Annotated in this window: 18 protein-coding genes; 10 read left to right on the top strand and 8 right to left on the bottom strand. The window is 71.7% G+C overall.

All coding sequences use genetic code 11. The features are described 5' to 3' along the window. Window positions 1–7 precede the first annotated feature (7 nt). Together OG408_RS06135 and OG408_RS06130 are read left to right on the top strand one after the other, a co-directional pair. Window positions 8–907: a Gfo/Idh/MocA family protein gene (locus OG408_RS06135; protein WP_285572031.1), complete on the top strand. Its 900-nt coding sequence runs from the start codon at window positions 8–10 to the stop codon at window positions 905–907. 116 nt (window positions 908–1,023) lie between these two features. Beyond that, the gene (locus tag OG408_RS06130) at window positions 1,024–1,380 is read left to right on the top strand and encodes a hypothetical protein (RefSeq protein WP_326668725.1); all 357 of its coding nucleotides are present in this window, start codon (window positions 1,024–1,026) and stop codon (window positions 1,378–1,380) included. Window positions 1,381–1,389: 9 nt separating this feature from the next. Here the strand turns inward: OG408_RS06130 and lnt are convergent, their stop codons facing one another. The 3 genes from lnt to OG408_RS06115 all read right to left on the bottom strand — a co-directional run bounded on the left by lnt (window position 1,390) and on the right by OG408_RS06115 (window position 4,722). Next, window positions 1,390–3,039 (bottom strand): apolipoprotein N-acyltransferase, encoded by a 1,650-nt coding sequence (lnt, locus tag OG408_RS06125; protein WP_326668723.1) that lies wholly within the window; start codon window positions 3,037–3,039, stop codon window positions 1,390–1,392. Between the two features lie 182 nt (window positions 3,040–3,221). After that, on the bottom strand, window positions 3,222–3,731 hold the full coding sequence (locus OG408_RS06120; protein WP_266776174.1) for a nuclear transport factor 2 family protein: 510 nt from the start codon (window positions 3,729–3,731) through the stop codon (window positions 3,222–3,224). Window positions 3,732–3,855: 124 nt separating this feature from the next. After that, the gene (locus OG408_RS06115; RefSeq protein WP_266776172.1) at window positions 3,856–4,722 is read right to left on the bottom strand and encodes a universal stress protein; all 867 of its coding nucleotides are present in this window, start codon (window positions 4,720–4,722) and stop codon (window positions 3,856–3,858) included. A gap of 182 nt (window positions 4,723–4,904) precedes the next feature. Between OG408_RS06115 and OG408_RS06110 the strand changes: the two genes are divergently transcribed. From OG408_RS06110 to OG408_RS06085, 6 genes are all read left to right on the top strand, one after another. Further along, a complete protein-coding gene (locus OG408_RS06110) occupies window positions 4,905–5,291 on the top strand; it encodes a hypothetical protein (protein ID WP_266776170.1) in 387 nt (128 codons plus the stop codon). A gap of 35 nt (window positions 5,292–5,326) precedes the next feature. Then, window positions 5,327–5,947 (top strand): flavin reductase family protein, encoded by a 621-nt coding sequence (locus OG408_RS06105; RefSeq protein WP_326668719.1) that lies wholly within the window; start codon window positions 5,327–5,329, stop codon window positions 5,945–5,947. Window positions 5,948–6,160: 213 nt separating this feature from the next. Next, window positions 6,161–6,319 (top strand): hypothetical protein, encoded by a 159-nt coding sequence (locus OG408_RS06100; protein ID WP_266776166.1) that lies wholly within the window; start codon window positions 6,161–6,163, stop codon window positions 6,317–6,319. 126 nt (window positions 6,320–6,445) lie between these two features. Then, a complete protein-coding gene (locus tag OG408_RS06095) occupies window positions 6,446–7,075 on the top strand; it encodes a TetR/AcrR family transcriptional regulator (RefSeq protein ID WP_285572042.1) in 630 nt (209 codons plus the stop codon). Window positions 7,076–7,254: 179 nt separating this feature from the next. Then, window positions 7,255–8,211 carry an alpha/beta hydrolase gene (locus tag OG408_RS06090; protein WP_326668716.1) on the top strand — a complete coding sequence of 319 codons (957 nt, stop codon included), beginning with the start codon at window positions 7,255–7,257 and terminating at the stop codon, window positions 8,209–8,211. 64 nt (window positions 8,212–8,275) lie between these two features. Continuing rightward, window positions 8,276–9,136, top strand: a complete 861-nt coding sequence (locus OG408_RS06085; RefSeq protein WP_326668715.1) for an alpha/beta fold hydrolase — start codon at window positions 8,276–8,278, stop codon at window positions 9,134–9,136. A 57-nt stretch (window positions 9,137–9,193) separates the two neighbouring features. Here OG408_RS06085 and OG408_RS06080 read toward each other — a convergent pair whose 3' ends face one another. Further along, window positions 9,194–9,802: a DUF4352 domain-containing protein gene (locus OG408_RS06080; protein ID WP_326668713.1), complete on the bottom strand. Its 609-nt coding sequence runs from the start codon at window positions 9,800–9,802 to the stop codon at window positions 9,194–9,196. 341 nt (window positions 9,803–10,143) lie between these two features. On the opposite strand from OG408_RS06080, the gene OG408_RS06075 reads away from it, so the two are divergent. Beyond that, window positions 10,144–10,578, top strand: a complete 435-nt coding sequence (locus OG408_RS06075) for a hypothetical protein (RefSeq protein ID WP_266776156.1) — start codon at window positions 10,144–10,146, stop codon at window positions 10,576–10,578. Between the two features lie 100 nt (window positions 10,579–10,678). Here OG408_RS06075 and OG408_RS06070 read toward each other — a convergent pair whose 3' ends face one another. Both OG408_RS06070 and OG408_RS06065 read right to left on the bottom strand, forming a co-directional pair. Further along, window positions 10,679–10,810, bottom strand: coding sequence for a hypothetical protein (locus OG408_RS06070; RefSeq protein ID WP_326668710.1), 132 nt, complete (start codon window positions 10,808–10,810; stop codon window positions 10,679–10,681). A 57-nt stretch (window positions 10,811–10,867) separates the two neighbouring features. Further along, window positions 10,868–11,410, bottom strand: a complete 543-nt coding sequence (locus OG408_RS06065) for a flavoprotein (protein WP_326668708.1) — start codon at window positions 11,408–11,410, stop codon at window positions 10,868–10,870. A gap of 132 nt (window positions 11,411–11,542) precedes the next feature. Here OG408_RS06065 and OG408_RS06060 point away from each other — a divergent pair, with 132 nt between their 5' ends. Beyond that, window positions 11,543–12,724, top strand: a complete 1,182-nt coding sequence (locus tag OG408_RS06060) for a helix-turn-helix domain-containing protein (protein WP_266776152.1) — start codon at window positions 11,543–11,545, stop codon at window positions 12,722–12,724. A gap of 505 nt (window positions 12,725–13,229) precedes the next feature. Here OG408_RS06060 and OG408_RS06055 read toward each other — a convergent pair. Both OG408_RS06055 and OG408_RS06050 read right to left on the bottom strand, forming a co-directional pair. Further along, window positions 13,230–13,382, bottom strand: coding sequence for a helix-turn-helix domain-containing protein (locus OG408_RS06055; protein ID WP_323177977.1), 153 nt, complete (start codon window positions 13,380–13,382; stop codon window positions 13,230–13,232). Window positions 13,383–13,552: 170 nt separating this feature from the next. Then, entirely contained in the window at window positions 13,553–14,425 is an 873-nt protein-coding gene (locus tag OG408_RS06050; protein WP_285572057.1) for an undecaprenyl-diphosphate phosphatase, read from the bottom strand. Between the last annotated feature and the right edge of the window lie 90 nt (window positions 14,426–14,515).

Below are 14,515 nucleotides of genomic sequence, written 5' to 3'. Positions count from 1 at the left end.
AGACCCTGTGAAGGTCGGCTGCATCGGGCTCGGCGACATCGCGCAGAAGGCGTATCTGCCGGTACTCACCACCCTGCCGGGGATCGAACTGCATTTGCAGACCCGCACCCCCGCCACCCTGGCCTCGGTCGCCGCCACCCACCGCATCCCGGCCGGGCAGTGCCACACCGACCTGGACTCGCTGCTCGCGCAGGGCCTGGACGCGGCGTTCGTGCACGCACCCACCGCCGTGCACCCGGAGATCACCGGCCGGCTGCTCGAAGCGGGCGTCCCCACCTACGTGGACAAGCCGCTCGCCTACGAACTCGCCGACTCCGAGCGTCTGGTGGAGCTCGCCGAGGCACGCGGTGTCACGCTGGCCGTCGGCTTCAACCGCCGGGTGGCACCCGGCTACGCGCAGTGCGTGGAGCACCCGCGCGAGCTGATCCTGATGCAGAAGAACCGGGTCGGCCTGCCCGAGGAGCCGAGGGCCATGGTCCTCGACGACTTCATCCACGTGGTCGACACGCTGCGCTTCCTGGTCCCCGGACCCGTCGAGCACACGGTGGTCCGGGCCCGGATCCGCGACGGACTCATGCACCACGTGGTGCTCCAGCTGTCCGGCGACGGCTTCACCGCCATCGGTGCGATGAACCGGCTCAGCGGCTCGACCGAGGAGCGGCTGGAGGTCTCGGGCCAGGACTCCAAGCGCGAGGTGGTCAACCTCGCCGAGGTCATCGACCACAAGGGCCAGCCGAGCCTGCGACGGCGCGGCGACTGGGTGCCGGTGGCCCGGCAGCGAGGCATCGAGCAGAGCGTCCTGTCGTTCCTCGACGCGGTGCGGGCCGGGAAGCTGCTGAGTGCCCGGGACGCCCTGGCGACGCACGAGCTGTGCGAGCGCGTCCTGCGGGACCTCGACTGCGCGTAGCGCTCCTGCGTCCGTGCCGTGCCGGGGCCCCAACGGCCCGGCACGGCTCCGGATGCGTGCGGGCGGGGGCCGATGCAGGCTGGGTGGATGGACCGCCGGCCCGTGGAGGTGACCTGGTGAAGCGCCACCGCGAGCCATCGGGCTGGGGCGCGCTCCAGCCGCCGCCCGGGTACTACTCGGCGGACGGGCGGCCGCCCGACGCCCTGCGGCGCGCCCTGATCCTCGACTGGGCCGTCAGCCAGCGGATCGCGAGCGGCTGGCGGGTGGAGACCCGCTCCGAGACCCAGGTCGTCATGGTCCGCGGCCGCCCGCCCAACCATGTGCTGCACGCCCTCCTGACCGCCCTCACCTGCTTCCTCTGGGCCGCGGTGTGGCTGGTCATCGGCGTGACCAACAAGGTCGAACGCGTCGCCCTCACGGTCGACGCCATGGGCGACATCGTCACGGTCGACGGGCCGCCCCGCACCCCCTGAGCAGCAGGCTCACGGCGTCGTCTCCGCCGGGGCCTCCGGGGCCGTACGAGCCGGGCGCACCGCCCCCTGACCGCCGGCCGGGCCTGCCGCGCCGACCACGCCCACCGGCTCCGCCGGGCCGCGCCTGCGCAGCGACCGCACGCCCTCGAAGGCACAGAAGGCCGCCAGTACGCCCAGGGCGCCGTACAGCGGCCAGTCGCCCAGCCGCACATACAGCGTGGTGCCCCGGGCCAGCGGCACGCCGTACACGGCCGCCCCGCTCGTCTCCGTACCGAGAGGAGCGCCGACGCGCTGCCCCTGCGGTCCGTACACGGCACTGACGCCCGTGAGCGTGGCGTGCACCATCGGGCGGCCGTTCTCGGCCGCCCGCAGGGCGCCCAGTGAGGCGTGCTGGCCGGGCGCCCAGCCGTTCTGGAACGAGGACGTGGAGGACTGGGCGATCAGGAGCTGGGCGCCGTCCCGGGTCAGCCGCCGGCTCATGTCGGGGAACGCGGACTCGAAGCAGACCAGGGGACCGATGTGCAGGCCGTCCGCGCCGGGCAGCGTCATCGTCACCGGACGCGAGCCGCGCAGCCGGTCCTCGCCCGCGGCCTTCCCCATCGAGGTGGCCCAGCCGAGCGCCGAACGGGCCGGGATGTACTCGCCGAAGGGCACCAGCCGCATCTTGTCGTAACGGTCCCCGGTCAGCCCCTCCGGGCCCACCAGCACGGCGCTCTTGAAGATTCCGGTCCGCCCCGCCGCGTCGGTCTGCCGGGCGTCCACGTTGACCAGCACGTCCGCGCCCACCAGGCGCGACAGCGCGGCGATCCGGGCGGTGACCTCGGGATGCCGTGCCGGGTCGACCCCGACACTGCTCTCGCCCCAGACGACCAGGTCGACGTCACGGCCCGCCAGTGCGCGGGTCAGCTCCTCGCTGCGGGCGAGGCGGCGCTGCACGCTGCCGGGACCCTCGACGACACCCGGCTGCACGACGGCGATCCGCGTCGTCCCCGTCCGCTCGGGCTGCGGGGCCCACACCCATACCGCGCCCACGGCCACGACGGCCACCATCAGCGGCACGACGGACACCGCACGCACGGCGGGGGCGGTGAGCAGCAGGGCGAGCACGGTGTTCACCGCGACCACCAGGAGGCTCACCAGCCACACCCCGCCCACGGACGCCAGCCGGAGCGCCGGTGTCACCTGCCACTGACTGGCGCCGAGGAGCCCCCAGGGGCCGCCGAGACCTTCCCAGGAGCGGACCAGTTCGATCATCAGCCAGCCGCAGGGGACCACGATCACGGCGGCGGCGACCCCGGCGCCGGACGACGGCCCGCCCAGGAGACGGGAGACCAGCAGCCCCCACGGTGCCCACAGCAGCCCGAGCAGGGCCGCCAGCACCACGATGAACACATGCAGGCTCGGCATCAGCCAGTGGTGCACCGCCAGCATGTAGCCGGTCCCGCCGAGCCAGCCGTCGAGCGCCGCCCTGCGCGGCGTACCGGCGGACCGGATCAGGAGCAGCCACGGGACCAGGGCGGCATAGGCGAACCACCACAGCCCCGGCGCGGGGAACGCGAGCGCGGGCAGCGCACCGGCCACGAGCGCGGCGACCGCGCGCCACAGGGGAGAACCGAGCACCCGTTCGCCCCGCTCCTGCCGCCAGACCCCGCTCGGCATCCCGCGCCTCCTCGTCCTGCGTCCGGCAGACGACCTGCGTCCGGCCCTCGACCTGCCGCCCGGTCCTCGTCCGCCGTCCGGGTCCTTGTTCCACCACCGTCAGGCAGCGATCACCGGACCGTCCGGAATCCGTTCCCGGGCTTGTTCCCCAGTGTGGGGCAGCGGAAGCGGACGGGGGCGGATCAACCGGCGGTGAGAGGGTCCGTCAGGCTCCGCCACTTCTCCTGGACCGTCACGCGCTGGAGCCGCCAGCCGCTGTCGGTTCGCAGCAGTTCGAAGGCGTACCGCCCGCCGGAGACGAAGTTCGGTGCGGTCGGACGGTCCGCGGAGGCGGCTTCCGCGCCCCCGTCGGCGGCCTGCCCGCTCTCCAGCCGCATCGGGTTCATGTAGTCGGCCTGCACCCGGGCGCGATCGCCCGGATAGCCGCCGAGGTCCTGGAGGTCCAGGCGGCGGTTGACGATCAGGTGCTGTCGTACGGGGAAGAGCAGCATGGTCTGCGAGAGCCAGTCCGCCACCTCGGCGGCGGGGCCCTCGATGCCGCCCGCGGTGCGGTAGTCGGCGCGGCCGTCCGCGGTGAACAGGGCCCGGTAGTCGCTCCACTCCCCGTCGTCCACCGCCACCGCGTAGCCGGTGATCACTGCATCGATGGAGAGCCGGTCCATCACGGTCGAGAGATCCACGCGCTGCGTCATCGGGTCAGTGTGTGCCCACGGAGGTCAGGGGCCAAGTGCCGTGCACCCGCCGCGCGCAGCGAACGGCGCGAACAGGCGGGTGCGGCCGTTGCCGGGCGACCCGGCGGGCGTCCGGAGCGGGGTGTCAGCAGGGGACCACGGCCACCGGGCCCAGCGCGTGGGTGAGCGTCGTCTGCGCCACCGGCGCGAGGCCGAGCCCGAGCGCCTCGCCGCCCTTGCGCCGCCCGATCACGGTCAGGGCCGCGGTCGCCGACGCCGTGACCAGGGTGCGGGTGGCGGAGCCGTTCACCGGCTCCATCGCGACCTCCACCTGCGGATACTTCTCGCGCCTGCCGGCGGTCAGCTCGGCGAGGGACCGTTCGGCGGCATCGGCGGCCGCCTCCCGGTCGAAGACGGGCCCGCCGGACAGCATCGACGAGAACATGGTCCAGCCGTGCACGATCCGCAGCCGCGCACCGGGCCGGGCCGCCGCCGTCTCGAAGGCGAACTCCAGCACCCCCTCGCTGCTCTCGTCGGCGGCCACCCCGGCGACCACGTCCGGGAAGGCCTCCGCGGCGCTCCCCTCCGGCTCCTCGTCCCGCCGCCCGCCGTGGACGACGACCACCGGGCACGCGGCCATCGAGGCGGTCGCCAGGCTGTTGGAACCCAGCATCAGGGAGCGGAACCCGCCGAGCCCGCGCGAGCCGACGACCACCAGCGAGGCGTCACGGCTCAGCGAGACAAGTGCGGCCGACGGGAAGTCGAGCGGCGCGAGCGTCGTGGGGCGCAGACCGGGAGCGGTCCGGTGCACACGGCGTACGGACTGCGCGAGGAGCTCCTCCGCCTCGCGCTCCTGCGCCTCCTGGTCCTTACGCCGGGTCAGGAGGCGGACGTGCACGATCAGCAGGGGCAGTCCCCGCCGGGCCGCCTCACGGGCCGCCCAGTCGAGTGCGTCGCCGCTGTGCGTGGACCCGTCGACGGCGGCGATGACGGGAAGCCCGTCACTGGTCATGGCTGCCTCCTGAGAACGGTGGTGCGTGCCCCGTTCCGTACGCTACGGCCGCCCGGCGCCCCGCGCAGAGGCAGACGGGCCGGGGAGGACGGGCCGGGGCGCCGCCGCCGTGAACCCGGCGCGGCGGGCCACGCACGGCCGTTGTCCTCGTCGGCCGGTACGCCTGCACCTATGCTCGCGGGATGGAGCAGAGCGAAGTCGTGAAGCGTGTGATCGGCATCCTCACGGAAGCGGGCGAAATGCGCCGCCTCTTGGAGGAGAATCCGGACAGCGACGACCCCAGCACCGATTCGACCGTGGTGACCGCCCTCCTCAACGAGACGATGCCACGGATCGCGATTCCCGAGGACGCCACGATCGAGGATGTGGTGGCCCTGGTCGGCCGGGAGGTGGGCGGCGCGGTGGAGCAGCTCGTCGGCGCGTTCACGCTGGCGTTCGCGATGCTGGCGCAGGTGCACGACTCCGGGCAGACGGACGTGACGTCCGCGGACGTGCTCCAGGACCTCGCCCTGCGGGCCGAGCAGTTCGGCTCCGAAGGGCCCGGGGGACCCGGAGAAGCGGAGGCGTAGGAGGACCGGGCCGGCGGGGCGCCATACTCGGCGTCATGCGCATCGACATCGACCCCGGGGCCACGGACACCGGCACGTTCTACCGGCTGCTCACCGCCGTGGTCGTGCCCCGGCCCATCGCGTGGATCTCGACCGTCACGCCCGACGGCGAGACGGCGAACCTGGCCCCCCACTCCTTCTTCACGATCGCCTGTGTCAGCCCGCCCGTCGTGCAGTTCACCTCGGTCGGGCGCAAGGACACGCTGCGCAACGTCGAGGCGACCGGCTCCTTCGTGGTGAACTTCGCCCCGGAGCACCTCTTCGAGCAGATCAACGCCACGGCGACCGACTTCCCGCGCGGCATCAGCGAGTTCGAGGCCGTCGGCGTGGCGCGCGAGCCCAGCCTGCGGGTGAAGCCGCCGCGCGTGGCGGGCTCACCGGTCGCGCTGGAATGCGAGCTGCACAGCACGGTTCTGCTCGGCGACTCCACCGTCGTGTTCGGCCGTGTGGTGCATGCCGCGGTCGACGAGGACGTCATGGCGGACGGCCATCCGGAGGTCACCGCGCTGCGCCCGCTGACCCGGCTCGGCAAGGACGAGTGGGGGACCTTCGGAGGCGTACGGGAGATCTCCCGTGTCCCGTACGCCCGGTGGCAGGAGGACCGCGAGGGCCGCTGACGCGGCTGTGCAGGCGAATGACGAGCGGACCCGGGGACGGTGCCGACCGCCGGAGCTGGGACAACGGATACTCTCAGCAGGCCTCGTCGGATACCGGTGCCCTGGTGGGTGTGGGACCGGGACGATGCCACACCCCGAAGCAGCCGCGGTCCGATGCGGGCCGGACGGCGCCCAGGGGTCTTCACAAGCAACTGCGAAGCAACAGGAGACCCGATGGCTGAAACCCCGCCCCGCCAGGTTCAGCGGCGCTCGGACGAGAGCGCGGCGGGCTCGGCGTCCGAGGCCCCGGGCCGTGTGGAGGCCGTGCCGACACCGCGTTACCAGGGGCTGTTCGTCGAACCCGATCTTCCGCCTTTCGTCGAGACCGAGTGACACCACACGCGTAGAGGCACCCGCTGCCCCCGTACCCGCTCCGGCGGGACGGGGGCAGTCGGGTATCCAGCGTGTGCGCCACGGCCCGCGGCGGTGGCCGGGCGGCGCATCGGGGAAGCTGTCGGCATGAACATCTCTGCCGACGAGAACGCGCCGGAACCCGCCGGCTACCGGCGATCGGCCGGTTCGCCGCGCGGTGAGGCCCGGCGCCGCGAACTGCTGGAGCGGGTCACCGAGGACCTGGCGGCCAACGGACTCGTGGACTTCTCACTGCGCCGCGCCGCACGCGCCGCGGGCGCCACGCACAAGGTGCTGCTCTACCACTTCGACGGAGCCGACGACCTTCTGGTGCAGGCCGTGGTCCAGCTGCGCGAGCGACGCATCCGCAAGGCGCTCGCGGCCGCCACCGAAGGCCGGGTCCGCCGCTCGCTCGGGGACTGGGTGCGGGCGGTCTGGCCGATCCTGGTCGGCGAGGAGGCGCGGGTGCTGGACCAGGCCATCGGCCTCGCGATGTACGACTCCGACCGCTACTCGGCGCTCGGCCGCGAGGCGTCGCAGCAGTACCTGCCCACCCTCCTGTCGGTCTGCCCCGGCCACTGGTCCGACCGCCGCAAGCTGGAGGTCGCCGAGATGGTGCTGGCGACGCTGCGCGGATTCCTGGTCGACGCCCGGACCAGCGGCGACACCGAGGGGGTCGCCGCCGGCTTCGACGCACTGGTGCGCGCACTGGACCGCGAGGAGGCCGCCGACGCGTAGGCCGGGACGGCCGACAGGTGACGGCGGGCCGGACCCCGTACGCGTATCGGGACCCCTCCGCGCTTCGGTCCCCGTACGCCTATCGCGCGATGGGGAGGCATGGACAGTATGCGAACCACGTGGTTCACTTTTTGTGCAGGATAGATGCGAGGGATGAATCCGCCCACCCGGAGGTCGGCATGGACACGCCCGTAATGCGCGAGAAGGTCCGCTTCGACGTGGGCGGTACGTACTGCGCCGCCTGGCACTACCCGGGGACGAACGGCGGCTGCGTGATCATGGCCGGCGGTGGTGGGGTGACCAAGGAACCGGGCACCGATCCGTTCGCCGCCCGGTTCCACGCCGCCGGCTTCACGGTCCTCGCCTTCGACTACCGGTGCCTGGGCGAGAGCGGCGGCGGCCCCCGCCAGACCGTACGCATCAAGGACCAGCTCGACGACTGGCAGGCGGCGATCGCCTTCGCGGCGTCCCTGCCGGATGCCGACCCGGCGCGGACCGCCCTCTGGGGCTTCTCCCTGTCCGGCGGCCACGTCCTGCGGGTGGCGGCGCGCAATCCGCGGCTGGCGGCGGCCGTCGCGCAGACGCCCAACGCCGACGGGCCCGCCGCCTCCCGCAGCGCCGCCGGCCACCAGCGACCGCTCGCGGCGCTCCGGCTCGCTGCCAGGATCCTCCTGGACATGGCCGGCGGTCTGCTCGGCCGACGCCCGCTGCTGGTGCCGCTGGCGGGCGATCCGGGCACCGTCGCGATGCTCACCACGCCGGACGGCATCGAGGGCGACAAGGCCCTCAACCCCGGCAACACGTACCCGCAGTGGCGGCAGGAGATCGCCGCCCGCTCGATCCCGGGCATCATCCGCTACCGGCCGGGCCTGGACACACCGCAGGTGCGCCCGCCGCTGCTGGTGCTCGTGTGCGACCAGGACCGTTCGGTGCTGAGCGAGCCGGCCGTCCGCGCGGCCGGCCGGGCGCCGCGCGCCGAGGTGGTCCGACTGCCGGGCGGCCACTACGCCCCGTTCATGGACCAGCACGAGCAGGCCGTGGACGCCGAGCTGTCGTTCCTGCGCCGCCACCTGCTCGTCCCGGCGGCCGAGGGCGCCGCGGAGCCCCAGGGGCGCGCGGCGGATCTCGCACCATGAAGACGCCGACGCGGCGAAGAGGCCGACAGGATGAGCGGGATCGGGCGATGAGGGGGACAGAGCAATGAAGGAGACCGAACTCTCCGCCGGGACGATCGCTTACGAGGACACCGGCGGCGACGGCCCCACGGTGGTCCTGCTGCACGGACTGATGATGGACGCGTCGCTGTGGGACGCGACGGTCGCCGCACTCTCCGCGACCCACCGGTGCGTGGTCCCGACCCTGCCGATGGGGGCCCACCGCACGCCGATGCGCGCGGGCGCCGACCTGTCGCTGTGCGGTACGGCCCGCACGGTCGCCGAACTCCTCGACCGCCTGGACCTGACCGATGTCACCCTCGTCGGCAACGACACCGGCGGCGCCCTCGTCCAACTGGCCGTCGCGGACGGCGCCGCCCGCGTGGGGCGGATCGTGCTCGCCTCGTGCGAGGCGTTCGACAACTACCCGGCCCGGCTGACGGGCACGACGCTCGCACTCGCCGGCCGGCTCCCGCCCCGCCTGTTCGGGATGTTCATGCAGCAGATGCGGCTGCGCCCGGTCCGCCGCCTGCCGATCGCGTTCGGCCGCCTGACCGCACACGGCGACGCGGCCACCCGCCGCTGGATGCGGCCCGTCCTGACCAGTCCGGGCATCCGCCGCGACACGGTCCGGACCCTGAGAGCGGCCCCGTCCGATGCCCGCCGACTGACCGCCGCGGCCGAGAGCCTGCGCGACTTCGACCGGCCCGCCCTGGTCGTCTGGGCGGCCGGCGACCGAGTGATGCCACCCGAACACGGCCGCCGCCTCGCGGCGCTGCTCCCACAGGGCCGACTGGAAGAGGTGCCGGACAGCCGCACCCTCATCCCGCTCGACCGGCCCGAGGAACTGGCGCGCGCGGTAAAAGGGTTCGTGCCCGCGCTCAGCTCTGATGCCGGGTCGGGGTGACACGGGCGGGGACCGCAGGAGCGGCGCCTTTCGTCCTGCTCGGGTGGGACGTGCACGTCAGGACACGTTGCCGCGGATGCTGTCGCCGATCAGACCCTCCGTGTACGTGACGTACTTGGCGACGAACGTGCCCTTCCCCGTGACTGTTCCGGTGACGTTCTCGCCGGGAGCGAGCTTCACCGTGCCGAGCTGGTCCTCGTCGACGCCCAGCTCGGCAGTGTGCTTGCCGCCGCCGACGTCGGTGATGGTGAGGTAGAGGGGGTTCACGTCGATGTCCTTGTCCCCGTTGTTCTCGATGGTGACCTGGACGCTCGTGTAGTTGTCATTGTCCGCGATGATGCTCTTCTTGAACGTGGCCCTCTTCGCGGAGACGATGACTGGCGCGTCGGCAGACTTCTCCTCCTTCGGTGCGCCTGCCTTGCCGTCAGCGCTCTTGGTCGGCTTGGGGGCCGGCTCGGTGGCGGCAGGCTTCCTGGTGGACGAGGGGTCGTCCGCGTCACCGGCGAAGAGAACGGCGCCGCCGATGGCGAAGAGGATGACAACCAGGACGATGCCGAGGCAGCCGAAGCCCACGATCTTCCCGGCGTTGCTCTTCTTCGGCGCGGGCGGCTGCAGACCCCAGCCCGGCTGCTGCGGCTGACCGGGCTGCGTCTGGTGATGCGGCATGGGTCCCCCAAGTGCGGCTCGTGGAGGCATGACCGTAGCGGGGTGGAACCCGGTGGGGGAGGCACATGTTCCGGTGGTGACGCAGTTGTGACTGTGCGGTGGAGGAAGGGTGGTTGACGGGTGCGGCAGGGTGGGGCGCCCACCGCCCAACTGGACACGCCCCGTCCGGCAGCGGCCAGTGGCACACCGTCGGCGGGCCGAGGGAGGCCGCCTTCTGGGCGCTTGACTGAACGCGTGCTCAGGCACGAGCCTTGCGATCAAATGTGGGCGGTGGCGACTGCGCGAGGACTTCGGCAAGCGGCACGCGGGGTGTGCATGGCGAACCAGGAGTGGATGCCCAGGTGATTGCGTTCCTGTTCGACATGGTGGGTGGCCTCCTGATCCCCGATTTCTTTGGGAATCGCCGGACAAGAGCTCAGGCTCGCGCCTTCGCTGAGGGCGGTGAGGTCCTCTTCGAGGCATGCATCCTCGGCGACCGCCCGTACTGCAGTCCGCGCATAGTCTTCCTTGCGGCCTCCAGGACTGCTCTGCACCTGTCGCCCACCGAGGTAAAGACGCTCGCACGTCGCGCTCTGCCGACCGAACACATCGAGATACGCCAGATCCGCAGGCGGACTCGATCAGACCCTCGAATCATCCGTCCTTTCTGGGACATCGCCGAATGTCACGAGGGAAGCGTCGACTTCGTGGTCGCCTGCGCACCTGAGCACATGCGCTATTTCACCGGTTCGCTCGGAACGGAGAACCCCGAACTGAAGAGCAGAGCTGCCGACTGATTCCTCTGGTCAGCTGGCTGACCAGAGGAAGATCCCTGCGATGCGGAGACCGGCCAGGTAGGTGATGGCGGTCTTCACCTAGCGGGTGGCGATTCCTCGTTCACGCCGCCTCGCCGTCATCGCCCCGCACCGCGGCCGCACACTCGGCGAGGAGCCGCTCGTACTCCCGCCGCCCCGCCGGCAACAGCCGGCCCGATGACCGCCGCCCGAGCGCGCGGATGTCCGCGTTCACCGCAGCCGGCGAACGCACGGCAGTGCCGGGCGAGGGGGAAGTGGGGATGCAGACAGGTTACGTGGTGGGGCTGACCATGGCACCGACCACATCGAGGGCGAGGCCCCAGGGGTAGCCCTCCGCACGGTACTCGCCGGGCTGGTTCGGCTCGAACCCACCAGGGCCGTACAGCACAGTGACTCCCATGCCCCGCAGCTCGGCGATGCTGCGGTCGAGCGCGCGATGTTGCGCGTAGGCGGCGTTCACGCAGGGCATTGCGACGAGCGGGATGCGCTTCCCGATGGCCTCGGCCGCGAGTCCGACCACGAAACTCGACGTGAAGCCCATCGCCCACGAGTTGATCGAGTTGAATGTGGCCGGCGCGAAAAGTGCCACGTCTGCGCGAGGCCATACGTCTGCCGTCATCGGCGCCTTGTACTCGGATCGCACCGGGTGCCCAGTCAACCGCTCCAGCTCCGCCAGTTGCGGCGCCAGCCAGCGTGCCGCCGACGGGGTGAGGCCGAGGCACACGTCGTAGCCGCGGCCCTGCGCGTCCTCGATCACCTGGCTGATCTCCAGTACGGGCGGGGCGGCGGAGCCGAGCAGGTAGAGAGTCGTCATGCCGCCATCCCATCGCGCCCGGGTTCGAACACGCAACCGTCCCCAATCCGGCTCGGATCAGGGGCGATTGACGTCCACCGCGCGGGCGCGTGGGTACCGTTCCAGATGACGAGTCAGGAACGAGGTACCCGAATGGCCACACCCGACGGCAGCAGCACAGGCGATCGCATCAAGGAGCAGCGGAAGCGCGCCCGCCTCAGCCAGCGCGGGCTGGCGCAGCGGCTTCCGTACTCCTACAGCCTGCTCAATCAGGTCGAGTGCGGGGCTCGCCCTGCGAGCCCCGACTTCGTGGCCGCCGTGGCCGCCGCTCTCGGGATCGACAGCACTGCCCTCACCGGACCGTCGCACGTGACCGATACGCAGCATGGGCGTCGCGCCGCCCTGGTACGCCCGATCCGCGAGTCCCTCGCCCTCTACGATCTCGCCCCGGGCGAGCGCACACCGGCCCGCCCAGTGGCCGAGCTGGTGCTTGACGCGGACCGCCTCTGTCAGGAGGTGCGAGCAACGCACCTGCGCAAGGCGGCCCGCGCTCTACCGGACGTCATCAGCGATCTGACCCTCGCCGCGACCACGGCGCCGACCACCGAGACGTGGCGCGCCCTCGCCTCCACGTACCGCACCGCCCACGACCTCGCCGTGAAGCTCAGGTTCCCGGACCTTGCGGTCGTCGCCCTCGACCGGATGGGGTGGGCCGCCGACAGGGCCTCCGACCCGTGCCTCGCCGCGATCCGCCAGTACCGCAGAGCGCTCGGACATGCCGAGGCCGAGCAAGGTCTCGGGCTCCGCCTGATCGAGGCCGGACAAGCTCTCGTTGCTGGCCAGGCGTCGCGGGAAGGGCTCGCCGTCGCCGGGCAACTGCACCTCGGAGCCTCGGCCGTGGCAGCCCGTGCGGGAGACAGAGGCGCCGTGGAGCAGCACATTGCCGCCGCCCGGGAGATGGCCGACCGCGTCGGCGGCGAGGCCCCCGAGGTGCACTGGCTGAGCTTCGGCCAGGTGAATGTCACCCTCCACGAGATGGGAGCGGCCATCACCATGCGCCGGTTCGACGATGCGCTGGGCCAGGCCCGTGCCGTGAAGCTGCCGACCGCGACGCTGACTTCACGGCGGTCCCGCTACCTCGTTGACCGAGCTCTCGTCGAGATGGAGACCGGGCACCTGGACGCCTCGCTGCAGCACCTGACCGCTGCACGACGGGCCGCTCCGGAACAGACCCGCTACCACCCACGGACTCGCGAGACCGTCACCGGGCTGCTCCACACCAGCCGCCGCACGTCTGACGCTCTTGCCGGCATGGCCACCTGGATCGGTCTGTAGGTCGCTTACAACGCTCACAAATCTGTGAGCGTTGTGTCCGTCGGTCGCTGGCACGCTCGTCGTACCAGATCAGCGACAAGCCGGGGGATCACCATGACCGTGAGGGATTTACCGCCAGTGGCCGGGCTGACCGAGCAGCAGCAGCGCGGCTGGCGCTGCGTCTGGTGCCGGGAGCCCCTCACCGTCGGTGCGGACGTCGACCTGGGCGAACAGCGGGCCCGGCCGCTCGGTGGGGCCGCGTATTCCTGGTTCCCCCGTTGTTGCTCGGACGTGGAGGCCTGCGCCACCCGCGAGGACAAGCGGGCCTCGCAATGATCTGCGCCCGCTGCGACCAGCCGATCGTCGGCACCGCCGTCAGGCTCGACCGGTCCGTGTCGATGAGCGGGGCCCGCCCGGATGACTGGCCGCATCCGGTGGGCGACCCGGACTGCAAGAAGCCGCTGACTCGCGGATATGGGTCACCGGTGGGCCGGGCACTGCGGCGGCGCTGACTCGTGCCTGCCCGTCAGGCGTCTTCGTCGATCTGGGCGAGGGAGGCATCTGGGGCCGAGGCAATGAGCAGCAGGGCGCTGTACGCGGGTTCTCTGGTGGCCGCTCCGTATCGCTGGATGCTGCGGCGACTGAGCCCGGCGCTATCGGCGAGTTGCTCCCGGGACATCGCAGCACCACTCCGACGAGCGGCGATGCGATGCCCGAGGGCGATTTGGCGGGCTTGAACCCACTGCGGCAGCGGATCCGGGTCGCGCCGTGACGCTCGACGGACGCTCGGCGCCCGTCGAGCACGACGCAGTACTCAATTGGTCGCTGCATGCATGCCTCGCCGGCCTGTCAGCCCGCCGACTCACCCGCGTGCGGGCTCAGCGCACCCGCCCCCACCAGGGCAAACAGCACAATCCCCAGAACGATCCGGTAGATCACGAACGGCATGAAGCTCTTGGTCGTGATGAACTTCATGAACCAGGCGATGACCGCGTACCCCACACCGAACGCGATGAAGGTCGCGAAGATCGTCGGCGGCCACGACACATGGCCCTCTCCCGCGTCCTTCAGCTCGAAGACGCCGGAGGCCAGTACCGCAGGGATCGCGAGCAGGAACGAGTAACGTGCCGCCGCCTCACGGGTGTAGCCCATCAGCAGACCACCGCTGATCGTCGCGCCCGACCGGGAGACGCCCGGGATCAGCGCCATGGCCTGGCAGAAGCCGAAGATCAGGCCGTCCTTGACGCCGAGCTCCTTGAGCGACTTGCGCTCCTTGATGGCCCGGTGCTTGCCGCCCGTCTCATCGCGCGCGGCCAGCCGGTCGGCGATGCCGAGGACGATGCCCATCACGATCAACGTGGTGGCGATCAGGCGCAGATCGCGGAACGGGCCCTCGATCTGGTCCTTGAACGTCACACCGAGGACGCCGATCGGGATCGAGCCGACGATGACCAGCCAGCCCATCTGCGCGTCGTGGTCGCCGCGCATCGAACGGTCCGTCAGCGACCTGAACCACGCCGAGACGATCCGGACGATGTCCTTGCGGAAGTAGATGAGGACTGCGGCCTCCGTGCCGATCTGGGTGATCGCGGTGAACGCCGCGCCAGGATCGTGCCAGCCGGCGAACGCCGCGGTGAGCCGCAGATGCGCGCTGGAGGAGATCGGCAGGAACTCGGTCAGTCCTTGAACGAGGCCGAGGACGAACGATTCGAACCAGCTCATGGGGCTTGGGCCATCCCGGAGTGATCATGCAACTGCCGACGGCGAGGCGCCGTCGGCTGCGTGCGGATTGCGGTCGTGCGATGACAGGGC

Origin of the sequence: Streptomyces sp. NBC_01257, from assembly GCF_035917255.1 — a bacterium.
Classification (GTDB): Bacteria; Actinomycetota; Actinomycetes; order Streptomycetales; family Streptomycetaceae; genus Streptomyces.
This window is presented reverse-complemented; position numbering and strand designations above follow the sequence as displayed.

Bases quoted from the DNA above. Each gene is read 5' to 3' on its own strand.
- lnt (WP_326668723.1), bottom strand. From the start codon at position 3,039: ATGCCGAGCGGGGTCTGGCGGCAGGAGCGGGGCGAACGGGTGCTCGGT.
- OG408_RS06120 (WP_266776174.1), bottom strand. From the start codon at position 3,731: ATGACGCAGCGCGTGGATCTCTCGACCGTGATGGACCGGCTCTCCATC.
- OG408_RS06115 (WP_266776172.1), bottom strand. From the start codon at position 4,722: ATGACCAGTGACGGGCTTCCCGTCATCGCCGCCGTCGACGGGTCCACG.
- OG408_RS06110 (WP_266776170.1), top strand. From the start codon at position 4,905: ATGGAGCAGAGCGAAGTCGTGAAGCGTGTGATCGGCATCCTCACGGAA.
- OG408_RS06105 (WP_326668719.1), top strand. From the start codon at position 5,327: ATGCGCATCGACATCGACCCCGGGGCCACGGACACCGGCACGTTCTAC.
- OG408_RS06100 (WP_266776166.1), top strand. From the start codon at position 6,161: ATGGCTGAAACCCCGCCCCGCCAGGTTCAGCGGCGCTCGGACGAGAGC.
- OG408_RS06095 (WP_285572042.1), top strand. From the start codon at position 6,446: ATGAACATCTCTGCCGACGAGAACGCGCCGGAACCCGCCGGCTACCGG.
- OG408_RS06090 (WP_326668716.1), top strand. From the start codon at position 7,255: ATGGACACGCCCGTAATGCGCGAGAAGGTCCGCTTCGACGTGGGCGGT.
- OG408_RS06085 (WP_326668715.1), top strand. From the start codon at position 8,276: ATGAAGGAGACCGAACTCTCCGCCGGGACGATCGCTTACGAGGACACC.
- OG408_RS06080 (WP_326668713.1), bottom strand. From the start codon at position 9,802: ATGCCGCATCACCAGACGCAGCCCGGTCAGCCGCAGCAGCCGGGCTGG.
- OG408_RS06065 (WP_326668708.1), bottom strand. From the start codon at position 11,410: ATGACGACTCTCTACCTGCTCGGCTCCGCCGCCCCGCCCGTACTGGAG.
- OG408_RS06060 (WP_266776152.1), top strand. From the start codon at position 11,543: ATGGCCACACCCGACGGCAGCAGCACAGGCGATCGCATCAAGGAGCAG.
- OG408_RS06055 (WP_323177977.1), bottom strand. From the start codon at position 13,382: ATGTCCCGGGAGCAACTCGCCGATAGCGCCGGGCTCAGTCGCCGCAGC.
- OG408_RS06050 (WP_285572057.1), bottom strand. From the start codon at position 14,425: ATGAGCTGGTTCGAATCGTTCGTCCTCGGCCTCGTTCAAGGACTGACC.